Here is a 16,956-nt window from a genome sequence, read left to right on the forward strand (position 1 = left end):
GCCTCCGTTAGGTTTGAACAATGCCGTGGTGCTTGAGTAAATTGATAAAGTCGGATTCCGTTAACACCGGAACGTCCAGACTTTCCGCTTTGGTTAATTTGGAACCGGCTTTTTCGCCGGCCACCACAGCGCTGCTTTTTTTAGACACACTGCCGCTTACTTTTGCTCCTAATTTCTGCAAATACGCTTTGGCTTCATCCCGGGTCATTTCAGCAAGCGTTCCGGTTAGCACGAAGGTTTGCCCTGCCAACGGCTGCTCACCCTGTTCCGCAACCTCAATGTCTTCCCACTGCACGCCCGCCTGCTGCAGTTTTTCAATTACATCCAGGTTGTGTGCTTGCTGGAAAAAGGTCTCAATATAATCTGCAACGACCGGCCCGACATCCTGTACCTGTAACAGGGTCTCGTGATCGGCCGACTGCAACTTTTGCAGGCATCCGAAGTGCGTTGCCAGATTCAATGCTGTCGCCTCCCCCACTTCGCGAATGCCCAGGGCAAACAGGAATCGAGGTAACGTCGTGTGTTTACTGGCTTCCAGCGCATTAATCAGGTTCTGTGCGGATTTTTCACCCATGCGCTCCATAGCAGCCACCTGCTCTGCGGTCAGCAGATACAGATCGGAGACCTGGCTAATCAATTCCAGATCCACCATTTGCTCCACCAATTTGTCGCCCAATCCATCTACATCAAGCGCCTTGCGCGAAGCGAAATGTTTGATGGCTTCCTTAACCTGTGCCCGGCAGAATAAGCCACCGGAACACCGTGCCACCGCCTCACCATCGGCTTTCACGATATCCGACTGGCACACCGGGCATTGTTGCGGTAACTGCACCGGCTCTGTTTTTTCAGGTCGGCGTTCCAGCACTACTTTTACGACCTTCGGAATAACGTCGCCGGCGCGGTGCACAATCACCGTATCACCCACCCGAACGTCCATTCTGGCGACTTCATCCATATTGTGCAGTGTGGCGTTGCTAACCGTAACTCCGCCGACAAACACCGGCTCTAACCTGGCAACCGGAGTGATGGCGCCCGTGCGTCCAACCTGAAACTCAATGCCCAATAGCTGGGTCAACTCTTCTTGCGCCGGGAATTTATGTGCGGTAGCCCAGCGTGGCGCCCGTGATACAAATCCCAGCTCAGCCTGCAATTTCAGGCTATTGACCTTATACACTATGCCGTCGATTTCATAGCCGAGCGCGTCTCGTTTATGCAATATCCGGTCATGATAGGATTGCAACGCGGCAGCGCCGGTGACCCGCTCAACCTCGGAGTTAATCCGAAAGCCCCACTGTTTTAATTGTATTAAATTGTCATAATGGGTTTTGGTGAGCGCACCACCTTCTACGAAGCCGACGCTGTAACAATAGATATCCAGCGGGCGCAAAGCCGTGATTCTGGAGTCCAATTGACGCAGACTGCCAGCCGCTGCATTACGCGGGTTAGCAAACGTTTTTTCACCTCGCGCCGCTGCCTGGCGATTAAATTCGTTGAATCCATCCAGGGGCATAAACACTTCTCCACGCACCTCCAGCAGATCAGGATACCCCTGCCCGCGCAATCGTAAAGGCACGCTATCGATGGTCCGTATGTTCTGGGTTATATCTTCACCTGTTTGACCATCGCCGCGGGTCGCAGCCTGCACCAATACACCCTGCTCATACAGCAGGCTTACGGCCAATCCGTCCAGTTTCGGCTCACACACAAATTCTATTTCGTCTTCTGTGCCGAGACGTTCACGAATACGCCGGTCAAACGCCACCAGCTCGTCGGCATTGAACACATTATCCAGAGATAACATAGGGAGGCGGTGCCGGATCTGATTGAAAGCCGTGAGCGGAGTATCCCCTACCCGCTGCGTTGGTGAATCCGGCGTAATTAAATCCGGATTCTCTTGCTCCAATGCTTTCAGCTGCTGAAACAGGCGGTCGTATTCCACATCTGGAACCGAGGGATCATCCAGAACATAATAACGATAGTTATGCTCGCGTAATTGCTCGCGCAGTGCGTCAATCTGCTGGGAAATTGATAGCATAGAAGAATCCAATCCAGTCGCTAAACCAAAAATCGCCGGTCAGGATACCGGCTGTTGCAAGTGAGTTACCAGGATCGGGATTATACACCCAGGGCGTTGTATCGACGACGCCCTGGGTAAGGGGAATACTAATATTGCCGCTTTCCACCGCGATAAGAAAGCAGCTTGCGCTCAAAATCGAGCACACGCTGGCGATAATGTTCTGCCGTTTGCTGGCGCAGTACATTATGGTTCTCGTCTTTGATATCTGCATCCAGCAACTTGGAAATTTTGCGCGCTGAATCCATCATGATCTCAAATGCGTGAATAGGACGTTTGGGGCCGGGCAATTTCATGAAGATACAAATACCCGGTGTGCTGAATTCTGACATGGTATCCAGATCAAATACGCCGGGCTCCACTACATTGGCGGCACTGAATAACAATCCGCCTTTTCCACTATGCTGTTCATAGCGATGGAATATATTCATTTCACCGAACCGGAAACCACAAGACAACATCACCCGTAGTAACTCGGCACCGTTCAATTCGCCCTGCTTCGCCATCACGTTAATAACGAACACTTCCTGCAACGACGGGTCAAGTTCAACTTCCGCCGGGGCTGGTTCACGCTGCCGCGCGGGGGCTGTCTTACGATTCAATTGCGCTTGCTGCTCGGCACGGGATGCCACTAGCAAATCATCATCGGTAAACAAATCGGATTGGTCTTGCTCGACTGGTTCCGGCTCCGGCTCATAGCCGTCGGTGTCATAATCGTCCGCTTCATACGCTTCATGGTGTTCAGCATAGGCCTGCTGATATTCTTTATCGTCTGCGAGCTTACGCCCCGGTATCGTATAACTGCGTTTCTGAGGGCGCTCATCGGGCATCCCCGGATCTCCGAACGCCAGTTCAGCGTCGTCGATCGCAGAGCCGAAACCATCGTCGTCCTCAGCCCGGTTAGAATGATCTTCACCAATCGATTGGCGCACACTCAAAGGAATTTTACGGGCACCCCCATTGGGCAACTCTCCGCGGAAATATTCCCACTCATCTTCGCAGCTGCCACCCAGCTCTGAAGGCAGCTTGAGTTCACCAATTCTGGATTTCCGCATTCGCCGGTATCCGTCAAGGGCAATCCCTGCAATAACTACTAACCCTACTAATATAAGTACCAGTTGTAGGTCAAATTCCATCAGTCGAATCCTCGCGTATTCTCTGTGGCTTCTGATAGATCAAGCCCTGATCGCAATTTTGTCACTTCTATCAAAAACATAGAGCATATCCATTAAAAATAAAGCCAATTCGTCAATATTTTGCTAATTAGGCAACCGCCATCGCTGCGGCTTGCTCAACATCCACCGTTACCAATCTGGAAACACCTGGCTCGTGCATGGTGACCCCCATCAATTGATGTGCCATTTCCATCGCAATTTTGTTGTGGGTGATATAGATAAACTGCACTTTCGCTGACATTTCTTCCACCATGCGGGAGTAACGCCCCACGTTGGCGTCATCCAGTGGTGCATCCACTTCGTCCAAAATGCAGAACGGGGCCGGATTAAGCTGGAAGATGGAGAACACCAACGCGATTGCAGTGAGCGCCTTTTCACCCCCACTGAGCAAATAAATGGTGCTGTTTTTCTTGCCTGGCGGGCGAGCCATAATGGCAACACCGGTATCCAGCAGATCATCACCGGTCAACTCCAGATAGGCATGGCCACCACCAAACACTTTGGGGAACAATTCCGACAACCCTGCTGAAACTTTATCGAACGTTTCCTTGAAACGGGTGCGGGTTTCACGGTCGATTTTGCGAATTGCATTCTCCAGGGTTTCCAGAGCCTGCATTAAATCCTCGTGCTGTGAATCCAGATAATTCTTGCGCTCGGACTGGGATTTATATTCGTCAATTGCCGCCAGGTTAATCGCGCCCAAACGGGAAATTTTACCACCCAGCCGGTCCAGCTCGGCAGACCATTCCGCTTCGTTTGCTGCTTCGGGTAATTCATTCACAACGACCTCAATATCAAATTGAGATTCGGTCAATTGGTTTTGCAGGTTTTCACGCTGCACCCGCATCCCCTGCCACTCCATACGGTTCCGCTCCAGTTGCGAGCGCACCCCTTGCGCGGACTGTTCGGCTTCCGCACGCTTTTTCTCGGCAGCCCGTAATTGATGGTCACAATCTTCCTGGGTACGACGCGCGGTAGCCAATTCTTCTTCCACCAGCAATCTTGATTCCAGCTTTTCTTCCAGCTCCGCCTGTAGTTCCACAAACGGATCATCGCCCAGCGACAGCTGTTCTTCGATTGCCGAGCGCCGTTCCTGTAAGGTGGTGAGCTGTTGTGTTAACCGTGCCAACCCCTGTTTTACGGAATCGCGCCGGGACTGCAATTGCTGAACCTGCAGCGCCAGCTGGTGGGCTTTATCTTTGCCGCCCCGCGCAGCTTGCTTTACCTGATCCAAGCGCGCTCTGTTTTCATCACGCTGCTTTAATAATTGCTCGCGCTGATCGGTGTCCGTGGCCATCAAATCCATAGCGTCCTGCAACACCAGGCGCGCTTCTCCCAATGCTTCCTGCTCAAGGGTTTGTTGCTCTTTGCACTCTTCCAACTCCTTGCTGATACGCTCACGGCGCATGTTAAATTGTTCCAGGCGTACTTGCTTGGCACTCAATTGGGCTTTCAGGTCTGACAACGAACGATTGAATTCGCTCAATTCCCGTTGTGATTCTTCCCGACGTTCTTCCATCGCACGCAATGCTTCACGACCTTCGGTCAGCGTTTCGGTGAGCTGTTCGACCCGAGCTTCCACTTCCTCCAAGCGCAGATTAGTGTCTTCCAATACTTTCTGGCGCTTCAGAACGCTGTCTTCTTGAGAGGAATCTCTTGCTACCCGCATCCAGTTGGGTCCGATCCAAATCGAATCCGGAGTTATCAGGGACTCACCGGCATTCAGTTGTGAACGCAGTTGCAGGGCTTGTGCCAGATCCTCTGCTATATAGACTCCCGCCGTAAGCGCTTTAGCTGCCGCTTCACCTTGAAGTTTGCCGGACAGAGGAACCAGTGTCTGATTACAGATCTGATTCGGCTCCGTGCCGGTTTCCAAAAACGATACCACCCCTTTTTCCAAGCCGCTGACCACCGCAGTTACCGCGTCCAGCCCATTAATGCACACAGCCTGCAGATAGTCACCCAACACCGTTTCTACGGCTTTTTCCCAGCCACTTTCCGCCTGAACTTTTTGCGCCAGACGAGGTTGCTCGTTCAGTTGATGCCGAGTTAACCATTCCACCAGATCAGACTCACCCATCGCCGCTTGCTGCAACGCTTCCAATGAGGCATGACGGCCTTTCAAAGTTTGTAATTCGCTTTTGGCATTATCCAGTTCCAGATTGATCTGGTTGTTGGATTCACGGCGGCTTTTCATCGTTTCCTGGATCGTCAGCGCACTGCCTTGCATGTCTTCGATTTTCATATCCGCTTCTGCCATACGCTCTTCCAGCATCGCCACTTCTTCTTCCAGCGGTCCGGCGGACAAGGTCTCACGCTCACCTTTCAGGCGCTCGATGCGATCCCGTAACCGCTCAACAGACTGCTCCAGATGCTGGATCCGGGATTGCTCCACCTGGGCTCTTTGCCGCGGCTCATTTGCCTTCTGGTTGAACTCGTCCCATTTATGTTGCCAGTCCTGCATCTTCTCTTCGGCATTATGCAGGTTATCATTTGCGGCATCGGCTTCTGCTTTAACCAGTTCGTATTCCGGCTCAATTTCCGCTAATTGGATATTGGCCTCTTCCAGCTGCTCCTGGTCTATACGCTGCTGATCCTCACCCTGACGACAGGCTTCGATGGTTTGCTGCAAGTCCTGGCGCAACTGGTTGCCGCGTTCTTTGGTGTGTTGGATGGTTTGTTCCACCCGGGCAATATCGGCTCCCAAACCATAAAAGCGACCCTGGACTTCATTGAGTTTATCGCTGAGTTCATGGTGCTGTTCCCTCTGCTGCTCGATCGTGGCGTCCATTGAGCGCTGATCCGCCATAAAGGCTTCCAGTTTGACCTCCAGATCACGAATGGTGGATTCGCTGTTTTCCACCTGATCATTGAGGCTTTTCCATTTCAGTGCCTGCAGTTGCGCTTTTACCAGACGCTCTTCTTCCTTAAATTGTTTGTATTTTTCGGCGGCGGCGGCCTGGCGTTCCAGATGTTGCAATTGGCGGCCTAATTCATCGCGCAGATCTTCCAGGCGATCCAGATTCTCGCGCGTGCGACGCATACGGTGCTCGGTTTCTTTACGGCGCTCTTTGTATTTCGAAATGCCTGCCGCTTCTTCAATAAACACCCGCAATTCTTCCGGTTTGGCTTCTATCAAGCGGGAAATCATGCCTTGTTCGATGATGGCATAACTGCGTGCCCCGAGACCGGTTCCCAGGAAGATATCGGTGATGTCCTTGCGTCGGCATTTGGTGCCGTTAAGATAATAGTTTGATTGCCCGTCACGGGTGACCAATCGCTTGATGCCAATTTCGTTGAAGCTGACGTACTCGCCACCCAAGCTGTTGTCACTGTTATCAAACACCAACTCCACAGAGGCCTGGGTCGTGGGTTTGCGGGAACTGGAGCCATTAAAAATCACATCCGCCATGGATTCACCACGCAGATGTTTGGCGGAGCTTTCCCCCATCACCCAACGTACAGCATCAATTACATTGGATTTTCCGCAACCATTTGGGCCGACAATGGAAGTCAGATTATCGGGGAAAGACACCGTGGTGGGATCCACAAAAGATTTGAAACCCGCAAGCTTGATCGATTTAAGACGCATGAATGGATGCTTATCCTTATTAGAATCGGGGGCCTGTTAAGTCACTGTACAGTTTTGAACAGTTTGGGCCGGTTTGAGGGCCATTCACGGCATCACCCTCGCAATTAAACCCCCTATTGTAGCGAGTTTTATCATGAGCACCAGTCCGCGAGCCCTGTAAAAATACCGAATGTTTATAGGACGTTAAAAGCACGACGACCTGGAATTTCAGTTAACAGCAGCCGATCGGGTGTGTTAGGGTTCGGCCTTTACGGTAGTCGGAGTAAGCGCGATGATCAAAGAGCTACGGGATGGTTTGAGCTATGTGGGTGAAGGCTTTGCGCTGGCACGCCAACCCGGTTTGCGGCCGTATCTGGTGGTACCTCTGATCATGAATTTCCTGCTGTTCGGGGTCAGCGGCTATCTGGTGATGTCTTACGCCTACGAATGGATTGCCGGCTGGGGTGCCGCTGTCGACCTGTGGAGCTGGCTGGATTGGCTGGAACCGGTTATCGACCAGCTGTTGGGGGCGCTGAAATGGGTGATCTTCGCGGTAATTATCCTGGGGTTGCTGTTTATTATGGGCTCAACCTTTACTATGTTTACCCATCTGCTGGTCAGCCCCTTTATCGGGATTCTGGGCGAAAAAGCCGAACTCGCATTACATGAGCCAAGCTATCCCCAGCATACCCTGGGCCAGATCGCCTTGCGCACCATTACCCGCGAATGTCGCAAAATGTTGTACTGGATCGTACGCGCCGCGGGCCTGGCACTTATCTCGGTGATTCTTTACTTTATCCCGGTAGTCAATGCCGCTGTACCGGTCTTGTGGTTCCTCTTCGGTTCCTGGATCCTGGCGATGCAATATATTGATGTGGCGGCAGATAATAACGGTATTCCGTTTAAGGATTTGCTGATGCTGATGCAAAAGCACCGAACATCTGTGATGGCGTTTGGTGCGGTCATTATGGCGCTTACCTCTATTCCCATCGTGAATCTGTTTATTATTCCGGTCGCCGTGTGCGGAGGCATCGTATTTTGGGTGAAGAAAATTCAGCCTGCATTAGGAACCGTTGCGCTGCGGACAAAATAACCCATCAGGCGCGTTCTGATGCCGCTTTAGGGGACTGAGTTGAGGTCCGGACCGGAGCGGGGTCCAGACGCGCCAGCACCGTTTGACACTGATGTTTGGCAAACTGTTCCAGCTTAGCCACTGCCCCTTCTGCATCCCGTTGCATGATGCTCGCCATCAATTCACGGAAAAAAACCATTGAACGTTCCCGCTCCTCTTGGCTCAGGTTAATCGCAAAATAATAGGTCCGGCGTACCGCCGGTTGCAGATCTTCCAGCATATCTTCCAAATAGGGGTTATCGACAAAGCGGTAGGCCATTCGGGCGAATTCGAAAGTCGCCTCGTAGAAATCCATCACCCTGTTTTCGGCTGCATAGCTTTCCATCAGTTTCAGTAACTCAAGAAACGGCTGTAGTTCGCCTTCCTTCCACACCAATGTCGCCCGGCGGCACAATTGACCGATCAGAAGAATATTCATTTCGTAGACGTCACGCACGTGCTTCGGGGTCATGGCCGATACCACGGCCCCTTTTCGCGGGACGATATTGATAAGGTAACGACGCTCAAGAATAAGATAGGCTTCGCGTACAGAGCCCCGGCTGACATTAAGCTCACTAGCCACCCTCAGTTCCTGAATCCGGTCTCCCGAGTTAAGTTCACCGTTTACGATTAATTGTCCTAAATGTTGCGCAATTTGCTCAGCTAAGCTTTCCGGGGCTTTAAAACTCATGTTGATGTAACTACTTTTTATGCTTTTAAGGGGGGTCCTGTCGGAATGTCGAGAGGAATGTCAGCGTGGAGTTTCCCCATTGATCCCTGTCCAGTCAAGTAATTCACACGGATTACAACGAACTAATTTTTGACATGCCCTGGCTGGGCGTGCGCTGCCCTAAAACCGAACCTGTATCTCGCAAGTTCACACCCATTTTTTAAATCACTAGGAAAAACAACCGAATATGATCCTGTTCCCGCCAATTCCCCAGTTCGGACATTGTGCTATATCTGCTGCTACCGTTTTAGCGCCAATTGATAACTGAATTTCATAGGGGTTTAGGGTGCTTAACCAAACAAACTGATGAACGAAGTCCGTATTGGGGCGGTGAAAGCGGGCTGCCGGGACGGATGATCAAACTACAACGACGTATCCGTTGCAAATTTGATCCTTCACGCGCTGAATGCGCAAAGCCCCGCGATGCGCTTTAATATGCCGGTTTAGTAACACCCTGGGCATCTGCGCCTTTGGGATGGCCGGCCTTTTCGATCGCCTCCTGCACTTCAGGGGGCACATACTTTTCATCGTGCTTGGCCAGCACTTCGTCGGCCATTACCGTGTTGGCCGAAATAAGCTTCCCATTGGCAATAATGCCCTGCCCTTCGCGAAACAGATCCGGCAGAATGCCTGCGTACTTCACCGTAATGGTTTCGGCGTTATCGGTAATATCGAATGACACATGCAGATCTTCACCTCGAATCACTGAACCGGTTACCACCAAGCCACCAACCCGGATACGGCGCTCCATGGGCGCGTTTCCCGCCACCACTTCAGTGGGGCTATAAAATAAATTAATATTCTCTTTCATTGCAAACATGATCAGTGCGACCGACAGCGCCACCGCAATCAATACGCCCACTATAATGATCAATCGTTGCTTCCGGATGGGGTTCATAAACCTGCCTGCTCCCGTTTTATTTTTCGCTGAATGGTTTCAATTACATTCTTTTTGCGGCGCCGAATGGCGATTAGGTTACCCAAGATCACGACCAGAGTGATGCCATAGGCAGACCATACGAAAGCGCCGTGCTTGCCCATCTGCATAAACGCCTGAAAAGAGTCAAACTCCACCGTTATACCGCTCCAACTGTTTTTTTAACCCAATTGCTACGCTGCTCCCGTTGCAGAACTTCGCAACGGGTTGAATTGATTAACAACACTGCGAACAAGCAATAGAAACCGCCAATGCAACTTAACAACGTGAACAACATTTCCGGGTCGATCGCGGAGCTGGTCATTTTTATCGAGGCCGGTTGGTGCAGCGTGTTCCACCAATTGACTGAATATTTGATAATGGGTAGGTTCACCGCGCCGACAATACTCAACACCGCGGTCGCCCGCGCGGCAGACTGTGCATTGTTAATGGCTGAATTCAACGCCATGACGCCAATATAGAGAAAAAGTAACACCAGCATGGAGGTCAATCTTGCATCCCAGACCCACCATGTGCCCCAAGTGGGTTTGCCCCAGATGGAACCGGTGACCAGACAAATGAAGGTAAACGATGCACCAATCGGCGCCAGGCAACGGGCCACCATTTCCGCCATTTTCATACGCCACACCAACACCACCACACCGGCTACGGCCATCATGATATAGCCACCCATAGCAATACTGGCAGCCGGAACATGGATGTAGATAATGCGGTAGCTGTCTCCCTGATAGCGCTCCGGTGGCGCAAACGCCAATCCGTAGATTAAACCCGGCACCAGCAACAACACGGTAGCAGCAATCAGCCAGGGCAACATTTTCCCGGTCATCTCATAAAAGTATTTTGGCGAACCCAATTTATGGTAAAGCCGTTTCAAAGCCTGGAACACAATCACCTCTATCCGTTAACGCTGATCCGCAGCCCGGTTGCAATGGCAAAGGGAGCGAATGTGAATGCGAGTATTAAGAACGCCGCCAGATAAGCCAACTGCCCTGCGAATGGGTGCCCCATGGCAGCCGCCTCGACCGCGCTGGTGCCGAAAATCAGCACGGGAATATAAAGCGGCAACGCAATCACCGCGACCAATACACCGCCTTTGTGCAGACCGACCGTTAACGCCGCGCCGATGGCGCTAATCATACTCAGAACCGGTGTTCCCAAAAGCAGGCTATAAAGCGTAACCTTGATCGTATTGACGTCCATAAACATCATCACACCCAGCACCGGCGCCACGCAGATTAGCGGCAACGCGGTCACCAGCCAGTGTGCCAGCACCTTCCCGAATGCCAGAACAAAAAGCGGCTGCGGGCTCATCAAGGTTAATTCCAGAGCACCGTCATCGAAATCCTGACGGAACAAACTATCCACCGATAATAAGGTAGACAGCAAAGCGGCGATCCAGATCACTCCCGGGGCAATTTTTTGTAGCGTACCGGGTTCCGGCCCCATGCCCAGCGGAAACAGCGCAATGACCATAATAAAGAAGAACAGCGGGTTCACCATGTCGCCGCGCTGACGAAAAGCAATCACAATGTCCCGCTTGATAATGGCCAGCATCCCGGACCACATCGCAGGTTCTAATTGATTTGCCATGCACCTCTTCCCAGGCCTAATTGCAGTGATCGCAGGCCATTCAACTCCAGCGCATGGTGACTGGTGATTAGTACCGATCCACCCTTGGCAGCGTGCCCCTGAATCAGGCCTTCCAACTCAGCCACACCGTGGCGATCGATTGCAGTAAAGGGCTCATCAAGCACCCATAAGCGAGCAGGCTCTACCAATAGACGAGCCAGTGCGACCCGTCGTTTCTGTCCCGCCGACAGGGTGTATACCGGCACATCCTCGAAACCACCCAGACCGACGTCATGTAATGCCTGATCTAAACTTGGTTGGGCCGGGGCGTCAGCAGCGGATACTCCTTTTACCTGAAGAATCCAGCGTAGGTTTTCTCTGGGGGACAACGCCATCTTGATGCCGGTAAGATGCCCGCAATAAAGCGTCTGCCGGCGAAAATCCGCCTCCACCCGACGCCGCGGCCGGCCACACCAGGTCAACTCCCCTTGGAACTCGTCAGACAGCCCGCACAGCACCCGCAGCAACGTGGTCTTACCACTGCCATTGGCTCCTTCCACCTGCAGGATTTCGCCGTTATATAGCTCAAAGGAGAGGTTTTTGATCAGCACCCGGTCGTCCCGCTCACACTCTAACTGTTCGACTTGTAGTAAAGGTGCTGTCACAAAACCGCCTAAGTATTTCATTCTTCGGATGTTATTCTTGAAAAGCGGCACATTATAACCAATCTTTATTCGCAGTGCCGATTTGCTTTGCCTTAAAATACCCAGGCACCGGGGCCTCACCATTGATGATGGATACACTGTATATTGTTCTGTTAATCGTTTCCGGCATTGTCGCGGGTTTTGTCAACACGGTGGCCGGCGGCGGTTCGATTTTTACCCTTCCGGCGCTGATGTTACTGGGTATGCCCGCCGATATCGCCAATGGCACCAACCGCGTCGGCGTATTCCTTCAATCGCTGGCCGGTGTGCGAGGATTCCGCCAGCACGGCAAACTGGATCAGAAGGCCATTATGCCGATTCTGCTGCCCACCGTGGCAGGGTCACTGATCGGATCATGGGTTGCATCCGTCATCCCGGTGGAGGTCCTGAAGCCGGTTTTGCTCGGTACCATGATCGCCATGACACTGCTGATCGTTTTGAAACCCGGCACACTACCGGCTGTTGACGAACAAATTCTGACACTAAAAGAGAAACCCATCGTCAACCTTTGGCTGTTTTTGGCGGGCTTGTATGGGGGCTTTGTCCAGGCCGGAGTGGGATTTATTCTGCTAACCGCACTCGCGGGGGTCCTGCGCTATGATTTGGTGCGGGCCAATGCGCTTAAAATGCTCTGTACCCTGGTGTTTGGAGGCGTTGCCCTGCTGGTCTTTATTGTTCAGGGCCAGGTTCTGTGGGTGCCGGGGTTGATTTTGGGGGCCAGCACCATTATCGGTGTGCAACTCAGTGTCCGCTTCGCTATCAGTGCCAAACAACAAACCCTGAAATGGATTCTATTGGGGATGGCTTTGCTGGTGTGTGTCGCGGCCCTGATCAAATAAGGCGTCGGGATCAACGTCTATACTGTAAGCCATACTTCGCATTGCTCCCAGGTAGTCATGATCGAATTTCCATCCAACCCCGGAAAAACCACCCGTAACCTGGAGACCGGACTCTCTAACGCCGCAGCGAAAGCGTCAGCGGGTGCAGACGTGAATGCAGCGAAGCTGGCGCAGCAACAGGTAAAACAAACGGTTGAAGCCGTTGTATTGCAGGCCAAGTTGATTGAACAGTCCGGCACCACACAAAAAGCAGTGTATGAAATGCTGGTGCGCGTTTCCGCGCAGCCGGGCACCACTCAACCCCCGCCCGCGCAATTGCCTCAGCCTGCACCCACGACGCAGCCACCGATTCCGTCAAGCACCTCCACACCCGTTACCCGAATCACCGCCGACGTACTCCGGGCTTTGCAAACAGGGCAGACGCTGATCGTGAAGGTGTTGTCGGACTTTTCACTGTCCCCATCCACTCGCCTATTGGCCACGGCCTCCATTGACCGGGGATTGCAAATACACAAGACCGATGCACCGGGACTGATCTCGACCCATGGCTCCGCCTTCAAACAGCTGATTCCACTTCAGCGTAGTCTTGCTCATCTTATGGGGACCCTGGAAATGGTCTCGCAGCCACAAAGCGGATCCGGCAACACCCAATCTTTACCGTTACCTGTTCGTTCCGCACTTCAGGAATTGGCGGCGCTGTTGCCGCGAATTAACCAGATTAGGGAGCCCGGCTACCTGCAAAATAGTATTCGCAATAATGGTACGTTCTTAGAGAGCAATCTGAACGCAGTGATTAGCCCGCACCTTGCCAAGTCGCCAGACAACCGCAGTCTCACCGATTCCCTGCGCAATCTGACTCAACGGCTACTGGATTCGGCTGGCGGCACCAAACCCGTCGCGACGAGCCCCAACGCCGCTTCCCCGGATAGCCCGAAATCGGTAGAAAACACGTTAAAATCGGCCCTTGCCCAGGTAAACGATGCGGATTTTAAATTGGCGTTACAGCGGGTGCATCAGGCGTTGCAGCAAGCTTCAAGCACAGGAACCGGCGCCCCTTCAGGCGCTGCGGGTATTACCGCAGAGGCAGCAAAGGGAGCCACCGAGGCCGGTGAAAAAATCAAACACACAGCCTCCCAGGGTCTCGATGTTAATAAACCCAATGCAGGCCAGAAAGCGGAAACATCCCCCCCAAGCCGGACACAATTAATGCAGGGGCGCCTGGATACCCAAATCAGATTGGGCGCATCCAGCATCGCAGATGAGAGTATTAAACCTCACCCGTCGCTGCGCCACTACAGTCAGTCCGCCAGTGCCAGCCCGTCGGTAGCAAGCTCAACGGCATCCGCATCGGCCCAGGAACCCTATTTACTGCCACCGTTACCCGGCCAGGTAATGATTCAGCCGCAATCCCGACAACTCTCGAATTCAAAAAAAGACGATATGGCACAGGCATTGGTCGCGGTTTTATTGAAGCAGGTAAAAGGGGCTTTAGCCCGTACCACTTTGCATCAATTGGCGTCCCACACGCGACAAACCGACAGTTCACCAACACCCACCCTGCTCAGTTTCGAATTGCCTTTTTTGCATAACCAGCAAATTCAGGTTTTTCAATTCCGTATCGAAGAAGAAGCCACTGGTGAGACCAGCGAAGAGAAAAATCAACAGAAGCGCTGGGTGGTGCAGATGGGATTTGATATTGAGGGCATGGGCCCCATGTTGTGCCAGATAAATCTGGTTGGCGTCAGCGCCTCTGTTTCGTTCTGGGCGGAATGGGAGCATACCCTGGAACACACAAAATCCCATTTTGAATTTCTGCAGAAAACGCTGACCGATATGGGACTCAGGGTGGATAAATTGCAGGGGCATTTGGGTATTCCTGTGAATGAACGCACCCTATTGAGTAACCAATTGGTGGACATTCGTTTATGACCCATAAGCCCTCATCCGAATCCAATTCCGCTCATAACCCAACCCAGGCAGTGGCGCTGAGTTACGATGGTCAAAGCGCGCCATTTATCAGCGCTTCCGGCGGCGCGGACCTGGCAGAAGAAATCCTGCGTATCGCGCGGGAACATGAAGTGCCGATATACGAAAATCCGGAGCTGGTGGATATTCTGGCGCGATTGGAAGTAGGTGATGAAATTCCTGAGCTGCTGTATCGCACTATCGCCGAAATCATTGCATTTGTTTATATGCTGAAAGGCAAGGTGCCGGAAGGTTTCGGCAACCCGCGCGCTGGTGATACACACAAATCTATAGAATATCGAACAGAGCCGGCGCAAAGCCATGATCCGGAAAGGCCTACTCCGGAGAGCCCTGCCCCGCAAAGCAATTCGGGCCAGAACCCGGATTAGTTCAGCTTGAGTTTTGCCCGATTCGCCACAACACACCACACGGGTCTTGCAGTGTAAAATCCCGCATTTGCCAGGGTTGATCCGGTACCTTCGACAGCCTTACCGCGTACTTTTCGGCAACACCGGCCTGCGCTATTCTCTGGTGCCAGTGATCCACATCTTCCACCAGAAGATGCATCATCAGATTATTCGCCAACTCTGCTTGATAGAAATTTTGTAATAGAAAGCCGGTCTATCCCAGACGCAAATGCGCAGCCTATTAGCGTACAACGGTGTCCGAGGATACCGTGCGTCCTGCCATTTTCAGGTTCACCGGCATATCAGCCGCCATCCAGGAATAAAAGCCTTCGCGAAAATAATACACATTGCTGTATCCCCAGGTTGAAGCAAAGTAGCTGGCCATTGCGCTGCTGGGGTTGAGAGGACTGCTGGTGTAAAACACGATCGGGGTACTGCGATCCAGCTCTTCCGAAATATACAATACTGCGAACTCAGAAGCATTGAAATCCAGATTTACAGAACCTTCGATATGACCCAAACTCCAAGACTGCTGATCACGCACATCAATGAAAACAGCACCTTCATCAAATAACGATTTGGCTTTATTAAGGGTAACGGTTTCGACTCCATTCACTTCTGCAGGCGCTTCTGCCAACGCCTATGCGGAACACCATGTCAAAGCCAAAACACTAACTATCTTCGCAACTGCCTTCATACGATCTACCCGAACCGGCTACTGATTTATTATTTAAGTATAGTTGTGCGTACAGTGAAGGGATGGAACGATTCGCTCTAAAAACAAAACGCCCTATTCACAAGATATTGATTTTTATGATGTTATAGAGAAACAAACGCCAATGGTATGGCTGTTCTAAAAACCTTAGTTATTGTCCTGATGCTTTTTTCCAACCAGTGCCATTAATTTGGCTTCCGAGCGGGTTACCGCGTCGCTTTCCTGAACGTTGATAGAGCTGTTTTTTAGTAGCCGGTCTGCCTGCCTACGATACAGCTGTTCGCTATTGTTGTGCACCAGCTCGTCTTGTTTTTCCAAACTATGGGTTAGCCGTTTTTCCGTACTCATCAATCGCTGACCCAAGCCGAGCGAGCCGGCGTTGAGAAATTCGATTTTACTTTGCAGTTTCTTGAGGGACGTTTCCAGCATCAAATTCTGCTGCTGCAATTCGAGTTGGATTTTGCTGACCTTTTTGGTCTGCAAAAATGTATAAATGGACAACGCCAAAATGACCACGGCGACAAGCAGACTGACACCAATAATCAGATACGTAGACTCAGTCATAATTGCCTCGTTTAGCCATTCGCCTAAAAACCGATTGCAACATTCGTCATGCTGGACTTGGAATCGATCATCCGTTCCAAATCAATCAGTATCAGTAACTCATCGTTTTTGTTGCACACGCCGGTAATAAATTTGGCGGTTTCTTCATTGCCCACATTAGGGGCCTTTTCAATTTCCGCGGCTCGCAGATACGTGACTTCTGCAACGCTATCCACCAGCATACCCACGACTTGTTTATCCACTTCAACGATCACAATACGTGAGTTATTATCGACGTCCACCCGCTGCAAAGCGAAACGGGTGCGGGTATCGATGACCGTGACGACGTTACCCCGCAGATTAATGATGCCTAGAACATAATAGGGCGCACCGGGAACTGGAGTTATCTCGGTATAACGCAACACTTCACGAATACGCATCACATCAATGCCATAGATTTCCTCACCCAGGCGAAAGGTACCCCATTGGGTAACCTGATCATCCGCTTTTGATTCGTCTCTTGCCATCGCCGGAAAGCTCTCCTAATGTATTGCGCCAATATAACGTCAGTTGAACCGCGTTCGTTATATATATGCAGCTAATGTGCCAAACATTC

At 51.7% G+C, this 16,956-nt stretch carries 17 protein-coding genes; 4 read left to right on the plus strand and 13 right to left on the minus strand.

From position 1 onward, the window contains the following. Nucleotides 1–7: 7 nt before the first annotated feature. The 3 genes from ligA to smc all read right to left on the minus strand — a co-directional run bounded on the left by ligA (nt 8) and on the right by smc (nt 6,841). Nucleotides 8–2,035 (minus strand): NAD-dependent DNA ligase LigA, encoded by a 2,028-nt coding sequence (gene ligA, locus FT643_RS01850; RefSeq protein ID WP_156868973.1) that lies wholly within the window; start codon nt 2,033–2,035, stop codon nt 8–10. A 128-nt stretch (nt 2,036–2,163) separates the two neighbouring features. Next, nucleotides 2,164–3,210: a cell division protein ZipA gene (gene zipA, locus FT643_RS01855; protein ID WP_156868974.1), complete on the minus strand. Its 1,047-nt coding sequence runs from the start codon at nt 3,208–3,210 to the stop codon at nt 2,164–2,166. A 127-nt stretch (nt 3,211–3,337) separates the two neighbouring features. Then, the gene (gene smc / locus FT643_RS01860) at nt 3,338–6,841 is read right to left on the minus strand and encodes a chromosome segregation protein SMC (RefSeq protein ID WP_156868975.1); all 3,504 of its coding nucleotides are present in this window, start codon (nt 6,839–6,841) and stop codon (nt 3,338–3,340) included. A 271-nt stretch (nt 6,842–7,112) separates the two neighbouring features. On the opposite strand from smc, the gene cysZ reads away from it, so the two are divergent. Beyond that, complete coding sequence (cysZ, locus tag FT643_RS01865) at nt 7,113–7,913, plus strand: sulfate transporter CysZ (protein WP_156868976.1); 801 nt, start codon at nt 7,113–7,115, stop codon at nt 7,911–7,913. Between the two features lie 4 nt (nt 7,914–7,917). On the opposite strand, the gene FT643_RS01870 is transcribed toward cysZ, so the two are convergent. From FT643_RS01870 to ccmA, 6 genes are all read right to left on the minus strand, one after another. Next, the gene (locus FT643_RS01870; RefSeq protein ID WP_156868977.1) at nt 7,918–8,622 is read right to left on the minus strand and encodes a GntR family transcriptional regulator; all 705 of its coding nucleotides are present in this window, start codon (nt 8,620–8,622) and stop codon (nt 7,918–7,920) included. A 469-nt stretch (nt 8,623–9,091) separates the two neighbouring features. Next, complete coding sequence (gene ccmE, locus FT643_RS01875) at nt 9,092–9,559, minus strand: cytochrome c maturation protein CcmE (RefSeq protein ID WP_156868978.1); 468 nt, start codon at nt 9,557–9,559, stop codon at nt 9,092–9,094. Beyond that, nucleotides 9,556–9,735: a heme exporter protein CcmD gene (gene ccmD / locus FT643_RS01880; protein ID WP_156868979.1), complete on the minus strand. Its 180-nt coding sequence runs from the start codon at nt 9,733–9,735 to the stop codon at nt 9,556–9,558. Before ccmD ends, ccmE begins: the two co-directional genes overlap by 4 nt. A 2-nt stretch (nt 9,736–9,737) precedes the next feature. After that, a complete protein-coding gene (locus FT643_RS01885) occupies nt 9,738–10,424 on the minus strand; it encodes a heme ABC transporter permease (RefSeq protein ID WP_156869402.1) in 687 nt (228 codons plus the stop codon). 68 nt (nt 10,425–10,492) lie between these two features. Continuing rightward, on the minus strand, nt 10,493–11,164 hold the full coding sequence (ccmB, locus tag FT643_RS01890; protein WP_156869403.1) for a heme exporter protein CcmB: 672 nt from the start codon (nt 11,162–11,164) through the stop codon (nt 10,493–10,495). Nucleotides 11,165–11,172: 8 nt separating this feature from the next. Then, nucleotides 11,173–11,832, minus strand: coding sequence for a cytochrome c biogenesis heme-transporting ATPase CcmA (ccmA, locus tag FT643_RS01895; RefSeq protein WP_317621913.1), 660 nt, complete (start codon nt 11,830–11,832; stop codon nt 11,173–11,175). 125 nt (nt 11,833–11,957) lie between these two features. Between ccmA and FT643_RS01900 the strand changes: the two genes are divergently transcribed. From FT643_RS01900 to FT643_RS01910, 3 genes are read left to right on the plus strand one after another with little or no spacing between them, the layout of a single operon-like run. Continuing rightward, nucleotides 11,958–12,710 carry a sulfite exporter TauE/SafE family protein gene (locus FT643_RS01900; RefSeq protein ID WP_232339810.1) on the plus strand — a complete coding sequence of 251 codons (753 nt, stop codon included), beginning with the start codon at nt 11,958–11,960 and terminating at the stop codon, nt 12,708–12,710. A 57-nt stretch (nt 12,711–12,767) separates the two neighbouring features. Then, on the plus strand, nt 12,768–14,639 hold the full coding sequence (locus FT643_RS01905) for a hypothetical protein (RefSeq protein WP_156868982.1): 1,872 nt from the start codon (nt 12,768–12,770) through the stop codon (nt 14,637–14,639). After that, entirely contained in the window at nt 14,636–15,064 is a 429-nt protein-coding gene (locus tag FT643_RS01910; RefSeq protein ID WP_156868983.1) for an EscU/YscU/HrcU family type III secretion system export apparatus switch protein, read from the plus strand. The genes FT643_RS01905 and FT643_RS01910 overlap by 4 nt, the downstream gene beginning before the upstream one ends. Nucleotide 15,065: 1 nt before the next feature. Here the strand turns inward: FT643_RS01910 and FT643_RS01915 are convergent, their stop codons facing one another. The 4 genes from FT643_RS01915 to FT643_RS01930 form a co-directional block, all read right to left on the minus strand. Next, nucleotides 15,066–15,245: a VOC family protein gene (locus FT643_RS01915; RefSeq protein ID WP_156868984.1), complete on the minus strand. Its 180-nt coding sequence runs from the start codon at nt 15,243–15,245 to the stop codon at nt 15,066–15,068. A gap of 78 nt (nt 15,246–15,323) precedes the next feature. Further along, nucleotides 15,324–15,719 (minus strand): rhodanese-like domain-containing protein, encoded by a 396-nt coding sequence (locus FT643_RS01920; protein WP_156868985.1) that lies wholly within the window; start codon nt 15,717–15,719, stop codon nt 15,324–15,326. Between the two features lie 225 nt (nt 15,720–15,944). Continuing rightward, a complete protein-coding gene (locus FT643_RS01925) occupies nt 15,945–16,361 on the minus strand; it encodes a hypothetical protein (protein WP_156868986.1) in 417 nt (138 codons plus the stop codon). A 23-nt stretch (nt 16,362–16,384) separates the two neighbouring features. Continuing rightward, the gene (locus FT643_RS01930) at nt 16,385–16,867 is read right to left on the minus strand and encodes a chemotaxis protein CheW (RefSeq protein WP_156868987.1); all 483 of its coding nucleotides are present in this window, start codon (nt 16,865–16,867) and stop codon (nt 16,385–16,387) included. Nucleotides 16,868–16,956: the final 89 nt, after the last annotated feature.

The organism is Ketobacter sp. MCCC 1A13808 (assembly GCF_009746715.1).
In the GTDB taxonomy this organism is placed as follows: domain Bacteria; phylum Pseudomonadota; class Gammaproteobacteria; order Pseudomonadales; family Ketobacteraceae; genus Ketobacter.

Excerpts from the sequence above, each read along its gene's own strand:
- ccmE (WP_156868978.1), bottom strand. The coding sequence starts at position 9,559 with ATGAACCCCATCCGGAAGCAACGATTGATCATTATAGTGGGCGTATTG.
- FT643_RS01885 (WP_156869402.1), bottom strand. The coding sequence starts at position 10,424 with ATGACCGGGAAAATGTTGCCCTGGCTGATTGCTGCTACCGTGTTGTTG.
- FT643_RS01930 (WP_156868987.1), bottom strand. The coding sequence starts at position 16,867 with ATGGCAAGAGACGAATCAAAAGCGGATGATCAGGTTACCCAATGGGGT.
- FT643_RS01905 (WP_156868982.1), top strand. The coding sequence starts at position 12,768 with ATGATCGAATTTCCATCCAACCCCGGAAAAACCACCCGTAACCTGGAG.
- FT643_RS01910 (WP_156868983.1), top strand. The coding sequence starts at position 14,636 with ATGACCCATAAGCCCTCATCCGAATCCAATTCCGCTCATAACCCAACC.
- smc (WP_156868975.1), bottom strand. The coding sequence starts at position 6,841 with ATGCGTCTTAAATCGATCAAGCTTGCGGGTTTCAAATCTTTTGTGGAT.
- FT643_RS01870 (WP_156868977.1), bottom strand. The coding sequence starts at position 8,622 with ATGAGTTTTAAAGCCCCGGAAAGCTTAGCTGAGCAAATTGCGCAACAT.
- ligA (WP_156868973.1), bottom strand. The coding sequence starts at position 2,035 with ATGCTATCAATTTCCCAGCAGATTGACGCACTGCGCGAGCAATTACGC.
- FT643_RS01925 (WP_156868986.1), bottom strand. The coding sequence starts at position 16,361 with ATGACTGAGTCTACGTATCTGATTATTGGTGTCAGTCTGCTTGTCGCC.
- FT643_RS01900 (WP_232339810.1), top strand. The coding sequence starts at position 11,958 with ATGATGGATACACTGTATATTGTTCTGTTAATCGTTTCCGGCATTGTC.
- FT643_RS01915 (WP_156868984.1), bottom strand. The coding sequence starts at position 15,245 with ATGATGCATCTTCTGGTGGAAGATGTGGATCACTGGCACCAGAGAATA.
- zipA (WP_156868974.1), bottom strand. The coding sequence starts at position 3,210 with ATGGAATTTGACCTACAACTGGTACTTATATTAGTAGGGTTAGTAGTT.
- ccmB (WP_156869403.1), bottom strand. The coding sequence starts at position 11,164 with ATGTGGTCCGGGATGCTGGCCATTATCAAGCGGGACATTGTGATTGCT.
- cysZ (WP_156868976.1), top strand. The coding sequence starts at position 7,113 with ATGATCAAAGAGCTACGGGATGGTTTGAGCTATGTGGGTGAAGGCTTT.